Here is a 20014-nt window from a genome sequence, read left to right as displayed (position 1 = left end):
GATGATAGAGGCGTATTAGGTTAGGGTTGAGTAGTTTTTATTATTCACTACATATTGAAATAATTGTTTATAACAATAATGTATGCTTTAAAAACAACAGCATCTGAAAAGCTTTTGCTCTGTAAAGCATGTCTTGAATAACATCTGAGTTTTGGAATTGAAAGAAGTTTGCGCTGATGTGCAGTTGGCGGGCAATCACTGTCTATTAGAGTTCAGGTTTTATCTTTACCTTCAATAGAAATGAAAGCGCATCATTAGTTTTTACATGATTTTTAATCACTTTGGGTAGCCGCCAACAAAGTCAAGGGCTACCCTCTGGTGATTGATGATTATAATTTTTTTATTCTTTAATACAACGAACAGTTTGTCCTAATGCTTTATCTCCTCCGGACGAGCTTACACCTCCTCCAAATCCTGGAATCGTTATCATAAAAGATGATGGGGCCGGTGGCGTGGTTGGACTTGTACTGGTCCAATATCTACCCGATTTCGCTGCTGAAAGGGAATTAACGGTTCCAAAATTGTTATTACGAAATCCCGTAGCAGGTAGTGCCAGTTTACTAGCTGCAGCAGCATCAGCACCAGAGGTACCTACTGCAATATTAAAGAAGTTTTGCCATTCTGCTTCTGAAGGAACCTTAAAGCCAACAGGGCATGGATTATTGGCTGAAGAACCATCTTGCCATAATGTTCCGCTTTGCGTTTGTCTCCAATCAGCACCCAGGATAAACAAAGGATTTGCAGGATTATCAGCTGCTACATTTGTCGTTCCGTAAACTCCTGTACCCGTATCTGCATTGGTCCATGTGATCAGGTCATGCCCGTCCGGCTTTCTTCCCCATTGGAATAACGAACCAAATGCTTTGAAATCAACTGCTGAAGCGGCTTGCTGTGCAATATTGAAAGAAGGGCTTTGCGTATTCGTATAATCCGCTCCAAGATTGTTATTCAGCCATACCTTTCCATCCTCCGCCTGTACCGGAAGATAAAGGAAGTTATGGTTAAAAGCTCCCTGATTGTCAGGCTGGTTAAACATTCTGTCCGGAATTCCGGCAATAATACGAACTTCATATCCTTTCTGTGTTCCCTGATTAGGCATCAGGAATCTTCCCAGCAGTACTCCGAGATAGTCATTTCCTATTCCGGCATTGATATCCAGTTTACGGGCATTCAATGTTGCTACTTCAGATTTAAGGGTTGCTGTAATTGATTTTGTTGAAGTATTATAAGACTGAGAACTCCATGAAAGGGTAATATTTCTGGAAATACCATCTTCTGTAAGATTAGCAGGCACATTAATAGTCTGGCTCCATGCTCCGATAGTCCCATTTCCTGTTGCTGTTGCCGGAATATGAACCGTTAACCCAGAAGTAGGAATAACTCCCTGAAGATCAACCAATGTTTCATTTATTCCATCTGCCGGTACAGGTCTGGCAGTAGTAGCAGGGCCTGTAGGTGTTGTAAATGGAGAATAATCCTGATCTAATATAGAAGCTATAAAATATCTTCCCTCCAGCGTAATATTAGATGGGATGATCGGAGTTCCAGGATTTACAGGAATAGAAATGGTAGAACATGTACTTCCATTCACAGTGATACTAAATACTGCTGTTCCGGAAGCAATAGGGAAACCCGTAACTGAGAATTGCAAGCTTCCGTTTCCAACTGCAAAAGTACCTGGTGCCAATGTAGCAGTCAATCCATTAGACTGAATCGTCTGTCCTGGATATGCGCTTCCATCCCCACCAGTATAAGGAATTGTTAAGGTTCCGGTATAAGATTGCCCCTGAGTTGCAGTAGGAGGAGCAAATACGGCAGAGGCACATGTTAAAGCGAACTCAGGATTGTCTTTCCAGAAACACTGAGACCAGGCACCTCCTTGAAATGCCTTTACGCATTGTTCTTCTACATCATAAATTAGCATTCCGTTAACTGGATTGGCAATAGCCCCTGTATTAGGAACTCTGTTCAATAGTAAGCTCTTGTTTGTAGAACCCAATTCCAGGTCTGCACTTAGATTTGGATTAGGTTGATTAATCCCAACCTGTGCTACTGCAAATGAGCACAAACTAAAATAGATGGGTAATAATAATTTTTTTTTCATTTTTTAATTTGTTGTGGTTTAATAAAATTGTCAATAAAATAGGCTTGCCTTTTCAATTGCAAAAGCATAATGATATAGTAAAGATTCTGGTAAATCAATCCGTGAAGCTTTAATCTAAATGAAAAGTTCTTATCCCTACCTAATCAAAATTGAAGGTATACCATCAATTTTTAAATGAGTTTATACAGAGTATTCCTTATTTAGATTTAGATTGATATTGAAGAAATTATCAGAATTTACCGGAATTATTTATTTTATATACATTATTTGGCAGCAGCTGAGCATGTATTTCCCGCAATATTCACATTAAATGTTATATTATCAGTTTTGTCCGGTGTCCCGGTAACCGAATATTGAAGATTTCCATTCCCTGTTGCCAATTTTCCGGCAGGTAAAACAGCTGTCAATCCGTTGGTTTTAATGGTTTGTCCTTCATAAGGATTCCCTGATCCCCCAGTATAAGGAATAGTCAAGGTGCCTTTATAAGCCTGTCCTGCTACTAAATTGGGGGACAGTATCGCTGACGCACATGAAAATGAAAAAGAACCTGAGGATGCTTTTGCACTTCTGGAATTCAGGCCTTTACCCAAACATTTGGACCATTTATCAGATTGATAAGCTTTTACACATTCTTCAGATTGGTCATAGACCATCATACCATTGACAGGATTTGGGACAGCATTTGTGTTTGGAACCCTGTTCAACAGTAAGGTTTTGTTAGTTGACCCTAATTCAAGATCGGCGCTGGCATAGGGATTGTCTTTTTTTATACCTACCTGTGCAAAGGATAGCACACTGAAACCGCAGGTAATCAGCAGAAATACATTTTTTTTCATTGTTGTATTAGTGTTTAAAATAATTTTTTTTCTCCGAGTAAAGATATATGTTAATTTTGGATTCTCAAAGGAAAAATGAAGAAAAAAAACAACATTAATCACCAACACAGGATTTTATTAAATAAAAAAAATGCTGTAAATCAGCTATATAACTTAATAAAATTTAATTAACTCAAATTTTAACAGTTCCAATAAAAGGTACCACATTATTGATGTTCCTATCACCAGAAGCGATACAACTACAATAATTTTTATCAATAAAAATGTCTTTTGTGAAGAATTTTTCTCCGTTGATATCCGTTTCGTTATTCAGGATTTCAAAAGAGTCTAAAGGGATCATCATTCCTGCTCCATGAGCTTTTATAACAGCCTCTTTAGCTGTCCAGTAAGTAAAAAAACTTTTGACCTTATCTTCTGAGCCATGAATTTTTTCAAATTCTCCAGGTGTCATTTGAAACTCAAAATCCTGGTAGCTTATAGAAGCATCAATAAATTCAACATCTATTCCTACAGGAAATTCAGCGATGACGCAGACAACAAGGTCTTTGGAATGGGATATATTAAAATGTACGGGATAGCCTTTTAAATAAGGCTTATTGTTGGGAGTAACACTAATTTCTGTTTCGAAAATATCATAATACGTTCTCAGCCCATGCTGTAGCAGAACCTTTCCAAGCAATGAAAGCTGGGCATCCTGCCATCTTCTGAATTTCAGGATATCCTTTTTCTGATCTTCAGAAAAAACATCTAGATATTGATCCAAAAGATCCTGATGTTTTTCTTCGCGTATACGTGTATATAAAATAACCATTTCCAGCTCTTTCCGGTTGTGTTTTTACAGTAAAAGACATGATGCAGTGTAAGAGCATCACGCTAAAAATAAGCATTTTTTCGGCTTATTTCAAAGTAATAAATCTTTACGCATTAAAAAAAAGAATCAGGGATACAAAACACGGCAAGTTTCACTTGTGCTTTGCCATGACTTTCGAAAAAAAGACTGGAATCATAAAGTGTTTTGGAAAATCTTTTTTAATTTTATCGTAAAATCACTTTAAATCATTTAAAAATGAGAGTACAAACATTAGCATTATTGGCAGGGTGTGCATTTTTTGCGGCTTCATGCGGAACCACAAAAACGTACAGCATAAATGCCAAAAGCGAAACACAGACAGGAGGAACGGCAAAGTTTACCCAACAAGGAAATGAGGTTGTCATGAAACTGGATGTAACCAACCTTACTCCTGGAATTCATGCAGTACACATTCATGAGAAAGGAGACTGTTCTGCTGCGGACGGAACGTCTACAGGCGGTCACTGGAATCCTTCCAAAAATGATCACGGTAAATGGGGAGCTGAACATTTCCATATGGGAGATATAGGAAATTTAGTTGCTGATCAGAACGGAACGGCAACCTTGACCTTCAAGACCGATAAGTGGTGTCTTGGCTGTACAGACGAGTCTAAAAACATCATCGGAAAAGGTCTGATTGTACATGCAGCCGCTGATGATTTCCATACTCAGCCTACCGGAAATGCCGGAGGAAGAGTAGGATGTGTAGAAATTAAGTAAACCGTTAATATAAAAAACGCCGCTAATTAAAATTAGCGGCGTTTTTTATGTTTATGATTTTGCTCCCATATCTGATACAATATTCATTGCTTCCTGCAGATAAAGATCCTTTTTCAGATTCTTGATCCACATTTCAGATTTTTTCTTGAAAGCTTCATCTTTTTTCTCTCTTTCAATTTCACTAGGATACATGATAAACTGTAGTCCGTTCTCAAATTTCGTCAAAACTTTGAATTTTTCAATCTGAGATTTTCTCTGTTTCATCACTTCATTGAATTTATCGATATTAAGCGTAATACTTCCTTCTTTATCCAGCTTTTCTCTCCATTGAGCAGATTCCAGCAGCAACTGATAATTGCTGTTTTTAGCCATTCTGTCCGCGCTTGCCTTTTCAAGAGCCTGGATGTTGAAATAGTTCAGTTTCTGGAATTTTGTAGCCGGAATTTTATCCCATGCCAGGGCAAAATCGTCATATCGCTCCCCTACTTCCGCATACGTAAAGAAATCTTTCATTTGAATATCTGAAACGATTCCTTTCCTCTGCGTAGATTCTCCTGTGACTCTATAGAACTTCTGAATGGTCAGCTTTAAAGATCCGAAATCATCCTCAGTATTCAGGAATCTGTTAAGGTCTACAAAGGTTTGAACCGTTCCTTTTCCAAAAGATTGCGGAGATCCGATGATCATTGCTCTTCCGTAATCCTGCATTACACCCGCTAAAATTTCAGAAGCAGAAGCGGAAAGCTCGTTTTGCATGATCACAAGAGGGCCTGTCCAGATCGGAGCCTCATATTTGTTCTTTAAGGTCTGTATTTTCCCGTTTCCGTCTTTCACCTGAACATAAGGCCCGGCTTCCATGAAAAGTCCCATAATATCCCCTACTTCAGTTAATGAACCTCCTCCGTTATTTCTAAGGTCAAGAATAATTCCTTCGATATTCTGGGCTTTTAGCTTAATGATCTCGTTCTTTATATCATCAGAAGCATTTCTTCCTTTGGCATTTTCAAAGTCAGCATTAAAGCTTGGCAGATTGATGAAGCCGTATTTTTTTCCGTTTGGAGTATTGATGACGATACTTCTTGCAAAAGTATCTTCTATAGCGACTTCTTCACGGATCATCGTTACATCCTTGATCGTACCGTCTTTTTTCTGAACCGTCAGGGTAACCGGAGTTCCTTTCTCTCCTCTGATCAATCTTACCGCTTCATCAGACAGCATTCCTACTACATTCACGGCATCATCCTTCGGCTTGGATTTCACCTTTAAGATCTTATCTCCTTCGGAAAGCTGCTTGGATTTCCATGCCGGAGCCCCTATTGTAAGAGCTCCCAGGTAAAGATTTCCTTTCTTCTCCTGGATCAGTGCCCCGATACCGATTACCTTTCCTGTAAACTGAGTATCAAAGTCTTCTTTATCCTTTGGAGAATAATAGTTGGTATGTGGATCGAACACTTCAGTATACGCGTTCATATACACCGTAAACCAATCCATTTTCTTTCTCTTTTTGAATCGGGTAAAGGTATCTTTTACAAGGTCTTTTACTTCATCCGTAGCCTTTTTAATCTTTTCATCCTGGGTAAGAACCTTAAATTTGATCGTATCTTTTAATTTGTACTTCTGTACGGAATCTTTCTTTTCTTTCTGGGCTTCTTCCTTGCTGTTCATCGACTCAACTTCCTGAAGAATGTTGTATTTGATGAATTTTTTCCACTCATTATACTGTTCCTGTTTATTGGCAGGTACTTTTTTAAGCTTTGGCTCAAGGGTAAGCGTTTCATCTTCCTGAAGGTTGATAGGTTTACTGAAAATATCCTGGGTGATCTTATCGATCTCATCCACTCTTTGGTATAGCCTGTCAATAGTAAGCTTATAGAATGTCAGATCCCCCTGGCTGATATAATCATCAAGCTTCATTTCATGCTTGCTGAATTCATCCATATCAGATTGCAGGAAATATCTTTTCGCAGGGTCTACCAATTCGAAATAATGCTTATAAACGTCCTTCGAATAAGCATCGTTGATAGATTTCGGGCTATAATGCAGATAAGAAAGTGTGTTTTTTACGCTCACCATTATCGTCTGCATCTTTTCATCATCGTTCTTCGGCGAGTTGAAACAAAACATTAGACTGGTTAATGGAATCAGGAGTAAAAATTTATTCAGTTTGAAATTTTTCCACATAAACTGTCTTTAATTTATTAATTAAAAAATATTGTAATAGGTAGCAATAATTTGCGGACCGTTACAAACGATCAAATTTAATACCTTATTTATAAATATCGTATAGAGTTTTAAAGATTTTTATTTAAACAGAACTCAGGTCTTATTTTTCTTATTATTTCTCAACGGAAAATACGGATCGGAAAAAACGCAACAAAGATTCTTCTTTTTATCCGGAAATAAACAGCTGCAGAGAAGTAACCATTGATATTGACCCCGCAAAATACTTTATTTCCATCAGACAAAAATATAAATCATTGGGAATGAAACAAAAAAGATTTCGTTAAATACCCATAAAAATATACCACAAAAAATATTTATAACCGACAAAGGCACAAAATATGCTGATATTTAAACAAATAACTTTAAAATGGAAGGTCATGAGAAGTTTATTATGGTTAGCCGCAGTCATTTGCATCGTCGTTTGGCTTTTGGGAATATTAGGAATTGTACCGGGAATCAGCACGGGATATTTAATACACATTTTGCTGGTCATAGCCATTATAGTTATTCTTTACAACATCATTACGGGAAGAAAACCGTTGGAATAAGGATAAAATAATGAGTAATTGGCAATAACATTACAAATAAAGAGCATGAAATTAATTTTTCATGCTCTTATTAGATTGATAAAATTTTCACTTTATACAAAATTCCAGGTTTCCGGATCTTTTGGAGCGAAACTTTTCACAGAATTCAATAAGTAACTGACCTTCAGATTATTTAACCTCCTTTACCGTGTCAAAAGTCATTACCTCTTCCAGCTTCTTCATGTATTCATATGCTGTAAGATCAAATTTAACAGGTACAATAGAAATATATCCGTTGGCTAAAGCTGTTTCATCAGCGTCCTCAGAATCATCCATATTATTGAAGTAACCGGTCAGCCAATAGTATTTTTTCCCGTGTGGGTTTACTCTTTCATCAAAGCTTTCCTCCCATTTGGCATGAGCCTGCTTGCAGACTTTTACTCCTTTTATTTCTTCAGCAGGAAGTTTCGGGATATTGACATTCAGAACGATTCCCTTTGGCATTGGGTTTTCCAGTGTTTTTCTGACAATATTCTGGATAAATTCCTTAGCCTGGGTAAAATCTGCTTCCCAGCTGAAATCCAGCAATGAAAATCCAATGGCAGGAATACCTTCTACGCCTGCTTCTACAGCAGCAGACATCGTTCCGGAATAGATTACATTGATAGAAGAATTCGCTCCATGATTGATTCCTGAGACCACAATATCCGGTCTTCTTTTCAGGATTTTATCAAGAGCCATCTTTACACAGTCTACAGGTGTCCCGCTACACGAAAAATCAATTTGCGGACCATCAAGGGTCACTTCTTCGTAGCTTAAGGTAGAATTAATGGTAATAGCGTGGCCTTTTCCACTTTGGGGAGAGTTGGGTGCTACAACAACTACTTCTCCGATTTCATTCATAAAATTTACAAGATTTCTGATACCAGGTGCTGTAATTCCATCATCATTAGTAACCAGAATAAGCGGTCTTTCCATAAATTATCTTTAATTTTTTAATACAAATAAGGTGCAGTTTGTCCAGTGATCGAATTGGACAAAAAGAATTTTCAACACATCAAATGTAGTTAAAAATAAGATGTTATAAAACAATATATTTGGTATTCATTGAATAGAATCCCAAAAGAAACTTGCCGCATTTTTATAAGAAATGAAGCTGGAGGCCGGAAGAAGAGCTGAAGGTTTTAAAATAAAACCTTATCTTCTTTTCTCAATTCTTCCAGATAATTTTTCTTGTCATCACGGTAGAAAAGATTCATTGTTTCAAAAGGGATTAGTTTCAGGTCTTTATTAACAATATGAACACATGATTTCTTCACTGCACGAACGTCAAAATCATGAGCATCCATGAAATTCATAATGATAATTCTGAACAGGTTATCATAGTCCAGATCCGGCGCACATACTTCCGGTAAACAGCAAAGTAACTGATTGACCTTAGGCTTCACTTTATCCACGGAAATCCCGGTACTGAAAATATCCAGCAGCTGCATATGTAAACCTTTATCCTGCTCGTAAACAATCGTATTTCTTGATTCATTGTTCAGAAGATCAGCGGGATTGATATAACGGGTCAAAGGAATGGTTTCTCCCTGAAGTTTTAAAATATATCCCATCGCTAAAGCATCCGGATTGCACGGAACCGGAATGATATCGTCAGCATTCAAAAGGGGAAACTGGTTCAGAATCTCCTGTCTTACCTCCGTTAAGGTAATCTTCTCATGAGCAGAGTCTTCCCTGTTTCTTCCGGCAATTTCCACCGGCTGGAAAGTGATTCCTCTTACACATTTCTGTTTCAGGGCAAATTCAATGATTTCTCCGATCTCATCAATATTTTTTTCTTTCTGAAGTACAATGACCAATGTGGTGGAAAGATTGAGCTCGTTCAGCTTCTCAAGTGCTTTCATCCGGACAGCAGTAAGGTCTTTACCCCTGAATTCTTCGAGAACCTCTGATTTGAATGAATCAAACTGAAGATAGACTTCGAATTCAGGAGCATACGTTGCCAGCTTTTCTGCAAATCCCGGATCATTGGCAATCCTTATCCCGTTGGTGTTCAGCATCAGATGTTTAATCGGTTTGGACTTGGCGATATCCATAATTCTGAAAAACTCAGGATGGATGGTAGGTTCGCCACCACTGATCTGAACGACATCCGGCTCGCCTTCGTTCCTAACAATAGTATCAAACATCGCTTCTATTTCTTCCAGGCTTCTGTGACTTCCATAGTGTGGAGATGACATCGCATAGCAGGTAGGGCAGGTAAGATTACACCGGTCCGTAACTTCCACTATTGAAAGACAGCTGTGCTGTTCATGATCCACACACAGACCACAGTCATACGGACATCCATATTCTACCTCTGTTCCGAAATGGAAAGGCATTTCAGAGGCTTTATTATAGTTTCTAATGTTTTTGTAATACTGTACATCAGAGGCTATTTTTGTTTTGAAAAAGCCATGATCAGGACATCTTTTAGTCATGAAAACAGCTTCGTCCTCTATGATGATCTTTGCTCCTACCCTTTTAAGGCATTCCGGACAAAGGCTGATGGTATAATCGTAATAGGTATAATTTCTTACCGGCATAATGTAATTTTAAAATCCTTACCCACAAATGTATCCGCTGATCAGTCCACAGACCAGAAGGCAGATGACAAAGGCTTGTATAAACTGTTTTCTGCTGAGTTTTTTATCTCCTTTTCTTTCGTAGATCAACTTCACAATAAAAGTGACGATAATGGAAAAAAATACTGCCCCCAGGATCATGATACCAATGATCATGATAACTACACCTACCATATTTCCAGCTTCTAAAATGGTTAAAAATTTCATCTTGAATATTTTAAATATAATGAATGGGTGTTTTTAATTGTATAAATGTAATAAATAATTACACAAACACATACAAGCTGAATAGTTCCCAGACTTCCCGCAACCTCTACCCTTGGCTTAATGAAGTCCAATAGAAATCTGAATGTAAAGTAGGCCAGCATAAAGAGCTGAAAAAGAAAACCTGAATGGTACTTTTTCCGGTGCTGAATATACTTTAAACAGCTCCAAAGAATGATTAGAAAAACCATTTCATACAATGCAACCGGATGTCTGAGGTATTGATCCCCCAAATACATTCCAAAGAAGGAATCTGTCGGAAGACCGTAAGTTTCCTCGTAAATTCCGGTAAGGAAACAGCCGATTCTTCCAATAATAATGGCCAGCATCAAGGGAAAAACGATCAGATCTCCCGTACTTTCTTTGTGATTGACTACTTTTTTGGCAAGCTCCACACCTGCCAATCCAAAAGCCAGCCCTCCGACAATCGTATTGCTTGACCAGAATTTCTGAAAGCTAAAATTTTCAAATATCGCATAAGGGTTTTCCAGATTTCCGATCAGTTTTGAACCTATCAAGGCTCCGGCCGTCGCTCCTATCAAAACTGCAGCAGAGGTGTTGAAAGGAAGCTTTTCTTTTGATCTTCTTTTAAGGTAAAAATAATACCGCATTCCCAGGAACATTCCCACCGCCTCAAAAAGAGGATGTGCAAGGACCGTTTTACCGAAAATGTGAAAGGTTACAGGAAAATCCATAGCTTCAAAAATAATCCATTTCAGATTATTTACTACCTTTATTCTGACAAATAATTACAAAATGCGTATAGAATATGACATAAAACTGGGGTTCAAGGATGTAATGTTCCGCCCTAAACGTTCCACATTAAAATCCCGTTCAGAAGTAGATCTCGATAGGGAATTTACTTTCAGGCATACCAAGAAAAAATGGAAAGGCGTCCCTGTGATCGCTGCCAATATGGATACTGTAGGAACCTTTGAAATGGCTGTGGAACTGGCAAAAGACAAGATCATCACTGCGGTTCATAAGCACTATACCGTTGATGAATGGAGCCAGTTTCTGCAAAACCAGCCGGAAAGCATTTATCAGTATATCGCTTTAAGTACCGGTACCGGAAAAGCAGATGAAGAAAAGATAAGACAGATTCTCGAAAAGCACCCGAAAATTGAGTTTCTCTGCATTGATGTAGCCAACGGTTATTCTGAGCATTTCGTTCAGTTTGTAAAGAAAGCCAGAGCTGATTTCCCGGACAAAATTATTATAGCCGGGAATGTGGTGACCGGAGAAATGGTAGAAGAGCTTCTTTTGGTAGGTGCCGACATCATCAAAGTAGGTATAGGTCCCGGTTCAGTCTGTACTACAAGAGTAAAAACAGGAGTTGGCTACCCACAGCTTTCCGCCATTATTGAATGTTCTGACGCAGCCCATGGCTTAGGAGGTCATATCATAGCCGACGGAGGATGTAAAGTTCCCGGAGATGTTGCCAAAGCTTTCGGAGGGGGTGCAGATTTTGTCATGCTGGGCGGAATGTTTGCCGGCCATGATGAAAGCGGAGGAGAAATAATCGAGGAAAACGGGAAGAAATATCGTCTGTTTTATGGAATGAGCTCTAAAACCGCAATGGATAAACACTCCGGAGGTGTTGCAGAATATCGGGCTTCTGAAGGAAAAACGGTGAAAGTAGCCTATAAAGGGCCGGTTGCGGAAACAGTAAAGGATATTTTGGGAGGTGTACGCTCTACCTGTACTTATGTAGGGGCCTCCAAACTTAAGGAACTTTCTAAAAGAACAACATTTATCAGAGTTCAGGAACAGGAAAATCAGGTTTTTAAAGACTGAAAATCATAAAACGAAAGGCTTTAGAGTGATATCTAAAGCCTTTTTATTATTTCGTTCTGATATATTTTTTGTTAAAATATTTTTGAAGCTGGTCATTTACAAAGGTTTCTTCTTCATTTACAGAAGCCATTTCATCAAAGTATAAAACCCTCGGAACCACTTTTATTTTATCTACCACAACAGAATCTTCAGGAGCATTCTTAATGAGCTCTATTCTTTCATCCATCTCTCTTTCATACTCCTTCAGATCCGTTGTCAACACTTCCAACGCTATATGGTCTATGTTAAAATCAGGATTAAAAGAAATATATTTTTCCGGAAAGACTTTCAGCTCAGGAAGAAAAATGATAAGAAGAGCTGCCCACCAAAATTTTTTGATGTTTTCAAGTTTAAAGATCAGTAATACTGAAAGCGTAGCAAAAAAGTAAAATAAAATGCTTTCGAACTGTCTTGCGATGGTATTGAGGATATATCCTGTAAAAAGCAACGGAATCAGCGAAACACTCCAGAATAATAAAGCTTCCTTAAATGTTACTGTATTCCTGATACGGGTAAGTTCTTTCTCAAAAGCTTTCAGAAATAATGGGAGCAACAAAAGAGATTTAATGGCAATATAAACCGTATTAGCTCCAAAAACCCCTATTCTTTTCAGCCATTTTACAATTCCATAATCTACCTCTCCCATCCTGTTAAAATTTCCGGGAGCCAACAGGTTTACCAATAGAAAAACACTTCCTGTAAATAAAAAAAGCAGATTCTGTTTATCCCTTTTCCGGTAACAGGCCAGCAGTAATAAACCTTCAAGGATCAGCGCTAAAATTTCATTGGAACCCATCAGAACTGCAATCAGTACTATTGAGAGGTAAAGCCATATTTTCTCCCCCGTATCTTCCTTTTTTTTAAGGAAATAAAGCAACCAACCTGCTAAAATAACAGGAAGGAAATAAATGTTGGAACCTGTGATCCAGAAATAATGTTCCGAGAGGCTTATCAGCAATACTGTATAAAAGAAAAAAAGGATGAACGCTTTTTTTAAAGCTTCTCCTGATGAATTGTTGAAATAGGTTTTAAAATTGAGTGCAGACACCCCAATAAAAGAAAACATGAGACAAAGCGGATATACTTTTGGAACGATCCCGTTTTCATCGTAGAAAACAGGATTCAGCATACTCAGTCCATATCCGAAGTACCTTCCTCCCCAGTTCAGGTAAGTTTCTTTAAAACTCCCTGCGAATCCCAGCCTACGGGTATTATAAGACCATATATAATCATCGGTCTGATATACATTAAACAAGTTAATATAAATCAGACCGATGCATAGTATAACCGACAAGAATAATACGATATTCTGTACTTTTTTCATCTTCCTAGGTCAGCATTCCTCCGTCCACATTCAGGGTCTGCCCGGTAATGTAAGCTGACATTTCGCTTCCCAGGAATACACAGGCATTGGCAATATCTGCAGGCTGTCCTCCTCTTTTCATCGGAATTTCCTCTCTCCATCCCTGAACTGTTTTTTCATCCAGCACAGCGGTCATTTCCGTTTCAATGAATCCCGGAGCAATAGCATTACATCTGATATTCCTTGATCCCAATTCCAACGCGACGGATTTTGTAAATCCGATCACTCCTGCTTTGGAAGCTGCATAGTTGGCTTGTCCGGCGTTTCCTTTCACACCCACTACTGAGGTCATATTGATAATAGATCCCGATCTTGCCTTCATCATCGGTTTGATCACCGCTTTTGTAAGGTTGAACACTGAATCTAAATTTACCTTGATCACTTTATCCCAATCTTCTTTGGACATTCTCAACAGCAGGTTATCTTTTGTAATTCCTGCATTGTTTACCAAAATATCGATCTGGCCGAATTCCTCCATTACTTCATCCACCAATTTCTGCGCCGCATCATAATCTGATGCGTCAGACTGATATCCTTTGATTTGGGTTACAGAACTTAAAGCCGCTTCTAATTCTTTAGCCTTGTCTACAGAGCCGGCATAGGTAAATGCTACTTTTGCCCCCTGCTGGGCAAACATTTCAGCGATCCCCTTTCCGATTCCTCTTGTAGCTCCGGTAATTAGCGCTACTTTTCCTTCTAATATTCTCATATCTATTGACAATTATTTTCTTTATAACTCATTCAGCTTGTGACAGCTGACTCATTCAATGTATATAATTCCACTCCGGAATTAAACGGTTTGCAAAGATATTATAAATTGTTATTCAACACATTTAAATCATTAAAATACTGAACTTTTTTGATGAATTTCTTTCATATTATTAAAGCTGAACCATATTATTTCTAAATCTTGTGAAATAAATAAAGTCAGATTTTTTATTCTTATCCAGTTTCAGCGCCTCTTTCTGCCACGAATACTGATCGCAGATGATTTTCTTCAGAGGTTCATTCTGAAAGTTAGAAACACCCTATTTTCCTTCTTTCTTCACAACAATTTCATTTTCAGCATTTTCAAATGTGATGATATCTTCGTAAATAAAAGGAACAATTTCCGTTCCTTTTCCATCCAGAATACCGTAAAGATCATCAGAATTTTTACAGACAAGAGGTTTTTGAATATTCATTGAGAAAATGAAAATCAAATAGAATTATTGACAATAAGAACAATTTCTCCTTTTAATGTTTTAGTCTTGGAGAACTCAATTAATTCATTGATCGTTCCCCGCCTGGTTTCTTCAAATTTCTTGGAGATCTCACGGCTCAGGCTCACTTTGGTATTTTCTCCAAAGAATTCCCTGATCTGCTCCAGTGTCGTATTGATCTTGTGCGGGCTTTCATAAAGGACGATCGTTTTTTTCTCTTCTGCAAGCTGCTTCAGCTTTGTCTGTCTTCCTTTTTTCTGTGGCAAAAATCCTGCAAATAAAAATTCATTGTTCGGAAGCCCTGAAACTACAAGAGCAGGAATCAGAGCGGTAGCTCCCGGAAGGCAGATCATTTCAATAGCATGATCTGCTCCGGCTTTTGCCAGTAAATATCCGGGATCTGAAATTCCCGGCGTCCCTGCATCAGTAATAATAGCGATATTCTGGCCATTTTTAAGGTCAGTGATCACTTTCTCCGTTGCCTGATGCTCATTGTATAAATGATATGATTTTAAAGGCTTGGAGATCTCAAAATGTTTTAAAAGTATTCCGGAAGTTCTGGTATCTTCACACAAAATATAATCGACTTCCTTCAGGACGTTTACTGCCCTGAAAGTCATATCTTCCAGGTTCCCGACGGGTGTGGGAACAAAATATAGGATTCCGCTCAAAATTATAAGAATTTATTTTCCACCAATATCCAAAGTCTCTGGGCATATTCATCCACCTTATTCCATTTTCTTTCGTAATAAAGATCGCTCAGGTATTCTTTGGCTTCCTCCAGTGTCCTAAACTGATTCAGCTGATATACCGTATCATTCAGATCCGCCTGGCTTCCTTCAAACAGCATCTTTGAGAAGGCAATCCTGTCATTAAGATCCAGCTTGAATTCAGGTTTCGGTTTTTCCGCTTCCATAAAATGGGTAGGAATATTAGATTTCAGAATGCTTCCGGTATCTTCTTTGGCAATGGAAGGCTGATTCTCTTCAGGAGTCTCTCTTTCCAGAGGGTCATCATCAAAAAGTGACTGAACGGCTTTCAACCCTTTGATATTGGCTAATTTTATTTTTTTCTCCTGATGATAGGCATCTAAATTTTCAAAGCTTTCATCAGAAGGATGTTTTTCTGTTTCTTCCGGAACAGGTTTCTCGATTTCAACAATTTTTCTTCTGTCATAGACTTCAGCAAGGATACTTTCTTCCTTTATATCTTCCGAATGATCATTTTTAATGTCATTCAGAACATTTTCTATATTGGAAGTCTCCGTAGTCATCTCTCCCTGCTCTATCGATGCATTTGAAATGAACTGTTCTTCATTCTCTTCGATCAGCATTTCATCATCCAGCATCTCTGTATCAAAAATACTTGGAATGGTTTCCTTGACCGTATTTTCTTTGGCATCATCATTCACAGCTGCAAAATCAGCTTCATCTTTTGCCTCCGTCTCCGCAATTTGATCATCATTACGGTCTATTTCGTTCAGCTGGTTGTTGAAGATCGCTTCCTCTTCTGTCACTTCATGATAAAACATGTCTTCATTGATATCTTCGTCCGAATCAGGTATAGAATCAGCAAGAATCTTCTCTTCATCCACAAAGCTTAAAATAGCTTCATGAGCTGAATTTTCTTTTTCATCAATTTCATTCAGCTGATTGTTGAAAACAGCTTCTTCTTCTGTGACTTCATTGGGAGAATTTGAATTCCGGATATTTTCAGGATCTTTTTCTTCATACCCCTCTTCTACAAAGCTTACGATATTTTCATGGAATTCATTCTCAATAATTTCATTCAGCTGGTTATTGAAAACAGCTTCTTCTTCAGATCTGTCCGAAAAACGCTCATTTTCATCAATCTCGTTCAGTTCATTATTAAAAATGGCTTCCTCTTCAGTAACCTCATTTCCGGAATCATGGTGTTCCGATTCTCCTGAGGCAAAGGCAAGATGCTGATGCTCCAAATGCAGAGCCGGATCGTCTGCAATGAAGTATTCCATATTTTTTTCCAGCAATTTCAAAAAAGAAATCCTGTTAGCAAGCTCATCTACAAGATCTTGCTTGGAAAGTAATTCGTCTACGTTATTTATTTTATCCAGATTATCAATGATATTCATGGATTCAAAAAAAATCTTTTCCTTTAAATCTTGGATATTCTGCATAATAAGATTCTTATTAAAATTGCTTACTTTTGATGTTAAAAATATACGGCTAATTTAACAAATGTTTTTAGAAAATACAATTAATCATTCCAAACAAAGCGGTTGGATGGAAGTGATTTGTGGCTCTATGTTTTCTGGTAAAACCGAGGAGCTGATCCGCAGATTACGAAGAGCAGAAATGGCAGGACAGAATGTAGAAATTTTTAAACCCAAACTGGATATCCGGTATTCTGAAGAGGAAGTGGTTTCTCATAATCAGAATAAAATACGCAGTACTGCAGTGGATAATCCGAATGAAATTCTACTGTTGGCCTCCAATTGTGATGTAGTGGGAATTGATGAAGCACAGTTTTTCGATGAAAGTATTGTTGATATTGCCAACCAGCTTGCCAACAGCGGCATAAGAGTAGTTATTGCAGGGCTTGATATGGATTTTTTGGGCCGTCCGTTCGGGCCTATGCCCAATCTGATGGCCACTGCAGAATATGTTACAAAAGTGCATGCTATTTGTAAGAGAACAGGTAATCTTGCCAACTATTCTATGAGAACTTCCCAGGGAGATGATCTGGTGGAGCTGGGAGAAACGGAAAGCTATGAAGCAGTAAGCCGCAGGGTTTTTATTGAAGAAGTGCTTTCAAAGAGAAAATAAACCGGCAAAAGGCAAAACAGTGAAATTGCGGAATCGCAAAAGAGCTTGATGCACCAGCCATAAAATATATTCACTTCATATAAATGAAAAGCGGAAAAGCAATATTGAAAAATCCTGAAAAGATGAATCAGCTGAAAATAAGCGATTTTTTAAGTTCTGCGATTTTATTCTTTTGCAGCTTCGCCTAAAATAAAGCAGAAAGGGCACCAATGAACTACACAGTACAGCACATTGCAGAGATCACCAATGCACAGGTTATTGGAGACGGAAGTTTAACGATCAAAAATATAGCGTATGACAGCAGGATCATCTATTCTACGAAGAATGCGGCATTTATCGCTATTAATACGCATAAAAACTCCGGCGAAAAATTTATTGAATCTGCAATAGACAGGGGTATTCATGTTATTATTTCCGAACACCATTATCCGGAATACGAAAATGTGACCTGGATCATCGTGGAGAATTCTGTGGATTTTCTTCAAAAACTAGCAAAGTATCATTTCGAAAATTCTCATTTACAATCTATCGGAATCACAGGAAGCAACGGAAAGACTATTTTAAAAGAATGGCTTTACCAATGTCTGTGGAATGAGTTCCCTACTGTAAAAAGTCCGAAAAGCTTCAATTCCCAGATCGGTCTTCCCCTTTCCCTTCTTCAGATCAACAGCTCTCATAAGCTTGGTATTTTTGAAGTAGGAATTTCAAAACCGGATGAAATGGAAAAGCTTGAAAATATTTTCCATCCTCAGATCGGATTGCTGACCCATATCGGAACAGCTCATGCTGCCAACTTTTCTTCTGAGGAAGAGCTGATCGATGAAAAGATCATACTTTTTAAAGATTCCGGGGTAATCATCTACAATGGTGATCATTCTTTAGTCGATCAAAAAATAAAGGAATCCTATTCTGATAAAAAATTAATTTCTTACGGATTTAAAAAAGAGAACAATGTCTTCATCAAGAATAATATTTCCAAAGATGAAAACATCATCGTCGAATATTTTGGGGAAGAAATCAGTTTTCCTGCCCATCAGAGGGACGAAGCGACATTGACCAATGCTATGGCGCTCATCACAGTCCTTAAGGAGCTGAATATCGAAAATAAAAAGATCGTCGAAAAAATCAACCTTTTAAAGGCCGTCGAAATGAGGCTTGAATCCATCGAAGGAATTAAAGGCAATATTATCATCAACGATTCTTTCAACCTGGATCTTGATTCATTAAAGACTGCCCTGCAGTTTTTAAACGAGTACAATAAATCCAAAAAGTCTTTGGTGCTTACTGACATCGTAGGAGTGAATACCAATTTACAGGAACTGTATGAAGAAGTTTCCGAACTGGTGAATGAGCAACATTTTGATTCCGTCTTTCTGATCGGTGATGAAATTTCAAAGTTTAGTGAATTATTTAAATCTAAAACATATACTTTCATTGATACCAAAGAACTCATTGCAAGTAAACACCTCAATGAAATTGAAAATCAGATCATCCTTCTGAAAGGGGCAAGGAAGTTTGAGATCGAAAAGCTTAAAGATATCCTTGAACTCAGAAAACACGATACCGTCCTTGAAGTAAATCTGAATGCCATCCTTCATAATATCAATTATCACAAATCACTGCTGAAACCAGGGACCAAAATGATGGCCATGGTAAAAGCCAATGCTTATGGCCTTGGAAGTTATGAAGTATCAGAATTTCTACAGCATCATCATATAGATTACCTTGGTGTGGCCTATGCGGATGAAGGTGTTGAACTTCGTAAAAAAGGGATCACCACTCCTATTATTGTAATGAATCCTGAACAGCACAGCTATCAGACCATTATAGAATATGGCCTGGAGCCTGAAATTTATAGCTTCAGGGTACTGGAATTATTTTATGAGGCAGTTCAAAGATCAGGATATGACAAAAAATATCCGATTCATATCAAACTGGAGACCGGAATGCACCGTCTTGGTTTTAAAGATTCTGAGCTGGATCAGCTCAGCGAAACTTTAAGTCAGAAAAACCTGAAGGTCCAGAGTATGTTCAGCCATTTATCTTCATCAGATATGCCTGAAGAAAAAGCATTCACTTTAAAGCAATTGGATGTTTTTGAAAAAAACTCCAGTTACCTGACAGAAAAATTAGGCTACACTCCTATCCGCCATATCCTGAATTCTTCAGGAATTACAAGCTATACCGACCACCAATATGATATGGTAAGAATCGGTATCGGAATGCTTGGAGAGTCGCCGGATAATGAAATACAAAAACAGCTGCAGTCTGTGGTAAGCTTTAAAACAGTAATTTCACAGATATCAATGGTTGAAGGCGGAGAATCTGTGGGCTACAGCAGACGATATAAAGCAGATCATCTTACGAGAATTGCCACCGTTCCGGTAGGCTATGCGGATGGTATCCCAAGATTAATAGGAAACCAGGTAGGAAGTCTGGGAGTCAATAAAACACTCGCACCTATCGTTGGAAATATCTGCATGGATATGATGATGATCAATGTAGACAATATCCCTAATGTAAAGGAAGGTGATACCGTCACCGTATTCAACGCCAAACCAAGTTTAAAAGAATTTGCAGGCTACTGCAAAACGATAACCTATGAAGTATTAACCTCCATTTCACCCCGGGTGAAACGGATCTATATAAAAGATTAAC

General features: G+C 38.1%; 18 protein-coding genes. 5 read left to right on the top strand and 13 right to left on the bottom strand.

Going from position 1 to position 20014, the window contains the following annotated elements:
* Window positions 1-340: 340 nt before the first annotated feature.
* From AC4IF5_RS16850 to AC4IF5_RS16840, 3 genes are all read right to left on the bottom strand, one after another.
* Window positions 341-2104, bottom strand: a complete 1764-nt coding sequence (locus AC4IF5_RS16850) for a phage tail-like protein (protein WP_490736511.1) — start codon at window positions 2102-2104, stop codon at window positions 341-343.
* Between the two features lie 263 nt (window positions 2105-2367).
* Entirely contained in the window at window positions 2368-2940 is a 573-nt protein-coding gene (locus tag AC4IF5_RS16845) for a phage tail-like protein (protein ID WP_490736509.1), read from the bottom strand.
* Window positions 2941-3112: 172 nt separating this feature from the next.
* A complete protein-coding gene (locus AC4IF5_RS16840) occupies window positions 3113-3703 on the bottom strand; it encodes a 4'-phosphopantetheinyl transferase family protein (RefSeq protein ID WP_490736507.1) in 591 nt (196 codons plus the stop codon).
* 303 nt (window positions 3704-4006) lie between these two features.
* Between AC4IF5_RS16840 and AC4IF5_RS16835 the strand changes: the two genes are divergently transcribed.
* Window positions 4007-4510 (top strand): superoxide dismutase family protein, encoded by a 504-nt coding sequence (locus tag AC4IF5_RS16835; RefSeq protein ID WP_490736506.1) that lies wholly within the window; start codon window positions 4007-4009, stop codon window positions 4508-4510.
* Window positions 4511-4561: 51 nt separating this feature from the next.
* Here AC4IF5_RS16835 and AC4IF5_RS16830 read toward each other — a convergent pair whose 3' ends face one another.
* Window positions 4562-6691 carry a carboxy terminal-processing peptidase gene (locus AC4IF5_RS16830; protein WP_490736504.1) on the bottom strand — a complete coding sequence of 710 codons (2130 nt, stop codon included), beginning with the start codon at window positions 6689-6691 and terminating at the stop codon, window positions 4562-4564.
* Window positions 6692-7110: 419 nt separating this feature from the next.
* Here AC4IF5_RS16830 and AC4IF5_RS16825 point away from each other — a divergent pair, with 419 nt between their 5' ends.
* Window positions 7111-7281 (top strand): lmo0937 family membrane protein, encoded by a 171-nt coding sequence (locus AC4IF5_RS16825; RefSeq protein WP_490736502.1) that lies wholly within the window; start codon window positions 7111-7113, stop codon window positions 7279-7281.
* A 168-nt stretch (window positions 7282-7449) separates the two neighbouring features.
* Here the strand turns inward: AC4IF5_RS16825 and surE are convergent, their stop codons facing one another.
* The 4 genes from surE to AC4IF5_RS16805 form a co-directional block, all read right to left on the bottom strand.
* The gene (gene surE, locus AC4IF5_RS16820; protein WP_490736500.1) at window positions 7450-8238 is read right to left on the bottom strand and encodes a 5'/3'-nucleotidase SurE; all 789 of its coding nucleotides are present in this window, start codon (window positions 8236-8238) and stop codon (window positions 7450-7452) included.
* A gap of 206 nt (window positions 8239-8444) precedes the next feature.
* Window positions 8445-9848, bottom strand: coding sequence for a radical SAM protein (locus tag AC4IF5_RS16815; protein ID WP_490736498.1), 1404 nt, complete (start codon window positions 9846-9848; stop codon window positions 8445-8447).
* An 18-nt stretch (window positions 9849-9866) separates the two neighbouring features.
* Window positions 9867-10094 carry a hypothetical protein gene (locus tag AC4IF5_RS16810; RefSeq protein WP_490736496.1) on the bottom strand — a complete coding sequence of 76 codons (228 nt, stop codon included), beginning with the start codon at window positions 10092-10094 and terminating at the stop codon, window positions 9867-9869.
* Window positions 10091-10846: a prolipoprotein diacylglyceryl transferase gene (locus tag AC4IF5_RS16805; protein ID WP_490736494.1), complete on the bottom strand. Its 756-nt coding sequence runs from the start codon at window positions 10844-10846 to the stop codon at window positions 10091-10093. Before AC4IF5_RS16805 ends, AC4IF5_RS16810 begins: the two co-directional genes overlap by 4 nt.
* 61 nt (window positions 10847-10907) lie before the next feature.
* On the opposite strand from AC4IF5_RS16805, the gene AC4IF5_RS16800 reads away from it, so the two are divergent.
* Window positions 10908-11948: a GMP reductase gene (locus tag AC4IF5_RS16800; RefSeq protein WP_490736493.1), complete on the top strand. Its 1041-nt coding sequence runs from the start codon at window positions 10908-10910 to the stop codon at window positions 11946-11948.
* Between the two features lie 46 nt (window positions 11949-11994).
* Here the strand turns inward: AC4IF5_RS16800 and AC4IF5_RS16795 are convergent, their stop codons facing one another.
* The 5 genes from AC4IF5_RS16795 to AC4IF5_RS16775 all read right to left on the bottom strand — a co-directional run bounded on the left by AC4IF5_RS16795 (window position 11995) and on the right by AC4IF5_RS16775 (window position 16707).
* Window positions 11995-13311, bottom strand: coding sequence for a hypothetical protein (locus tag AC4IF5_RS16795; RefSeq protein WP_490736491.1), 1317 nt, complete (start codon window positions 13309-13311; stop codon window positions 11995-11997).
* Window positions 13312-13315: 4 nt separating this feature from the next.
* Complete coding sequence (fabG, locus tag AC4IF5_RS16790; protein WP_490736489.1) at window positions 13316-14059, bottom strand: 3-oxoacyl-[acyl-carrier-protein] reductase; 744 nt, start codon at window positions 14057-14059, stop codon at window positions 13316-13318.
* Between the two features lie 319 nt (window positions 14060-14378).
* Entirely contained in the window at window positions 14379-14534 is a 156-nt protein-coding gene (locus AC4IF5_RS16785; RefSeq protein WP_490736487.1) for a WG repeat-containing protein, read from the bottom strand.
* 14 nt (window positions 14535-14548) lie between these two features.
* On the bottom strand, window positions 14549-15223 hold the full coding sequence (rsmI, locus tag AC4IF5_RS16780; protein ID WP_490736485.1) for a 16S rRNA (cytidine(1402)-2'-O)-methyltransferase: 675 nt from the start codon (window positions 15221-15223) through the stop codon (window positions 14549-14551).
* 2 nt (window positions 15224-15225) lie between these two features.
* Window positions 15226-16707: a DUF8457 domain-containing protein gene (locus AC4IF5_RS16775; RefSeq protein WP_490736483.1), complete on the bottom strand. Its 1482-nt coding sequence runs from the start codon at window positions 16705-16707 to the stop codon at window positions 15226-15228.
* A 61-nt stretch (window positions 16708-16768) separates the two neighbouring features.
* Between AC4IF5_RS16775 and AC4IF5_RS16770 the strand changes: the two genes are divergently transcribed.
* Together AC4IF5_RS16770 and AC4IF5_RS16765 are read left to right on the top strand one after the other, a co-directional pair.
* Window positions 16769-17356, top strand: coding sequence for a thymidine kinase (locus AC4IF5_RS16770; RefSeq protein ID WP_490736481.1), 588 nt, complete (start codon window positions 16769-16771; stop codon window positions 17354-17356).
* A gap of 209 nt (window positions 17357-17565) precedes the next feature.
* Entirely contained in the window at window positions 17566-20013 is a 2448-nt protein-coding gene (locus AC4IF5_RS16765) for a bifunctional UDP-N-acetylmuramoyl-tripeptide:D-alanyl-D-alanine ligase/alanine racemase (protein ID WP_490736479.1), read from the top strand.
* Window position 20014 lies beyond the last annotated feature (1 nt).

It is taken from the genome of Chryseobacterium sp. UF-290 (assembly GCF_058245615.1).
Note: the sequence above shows the minus strand (reverse complement) of the source record. Positions and strands in the feature narration are given on the sequence as shown.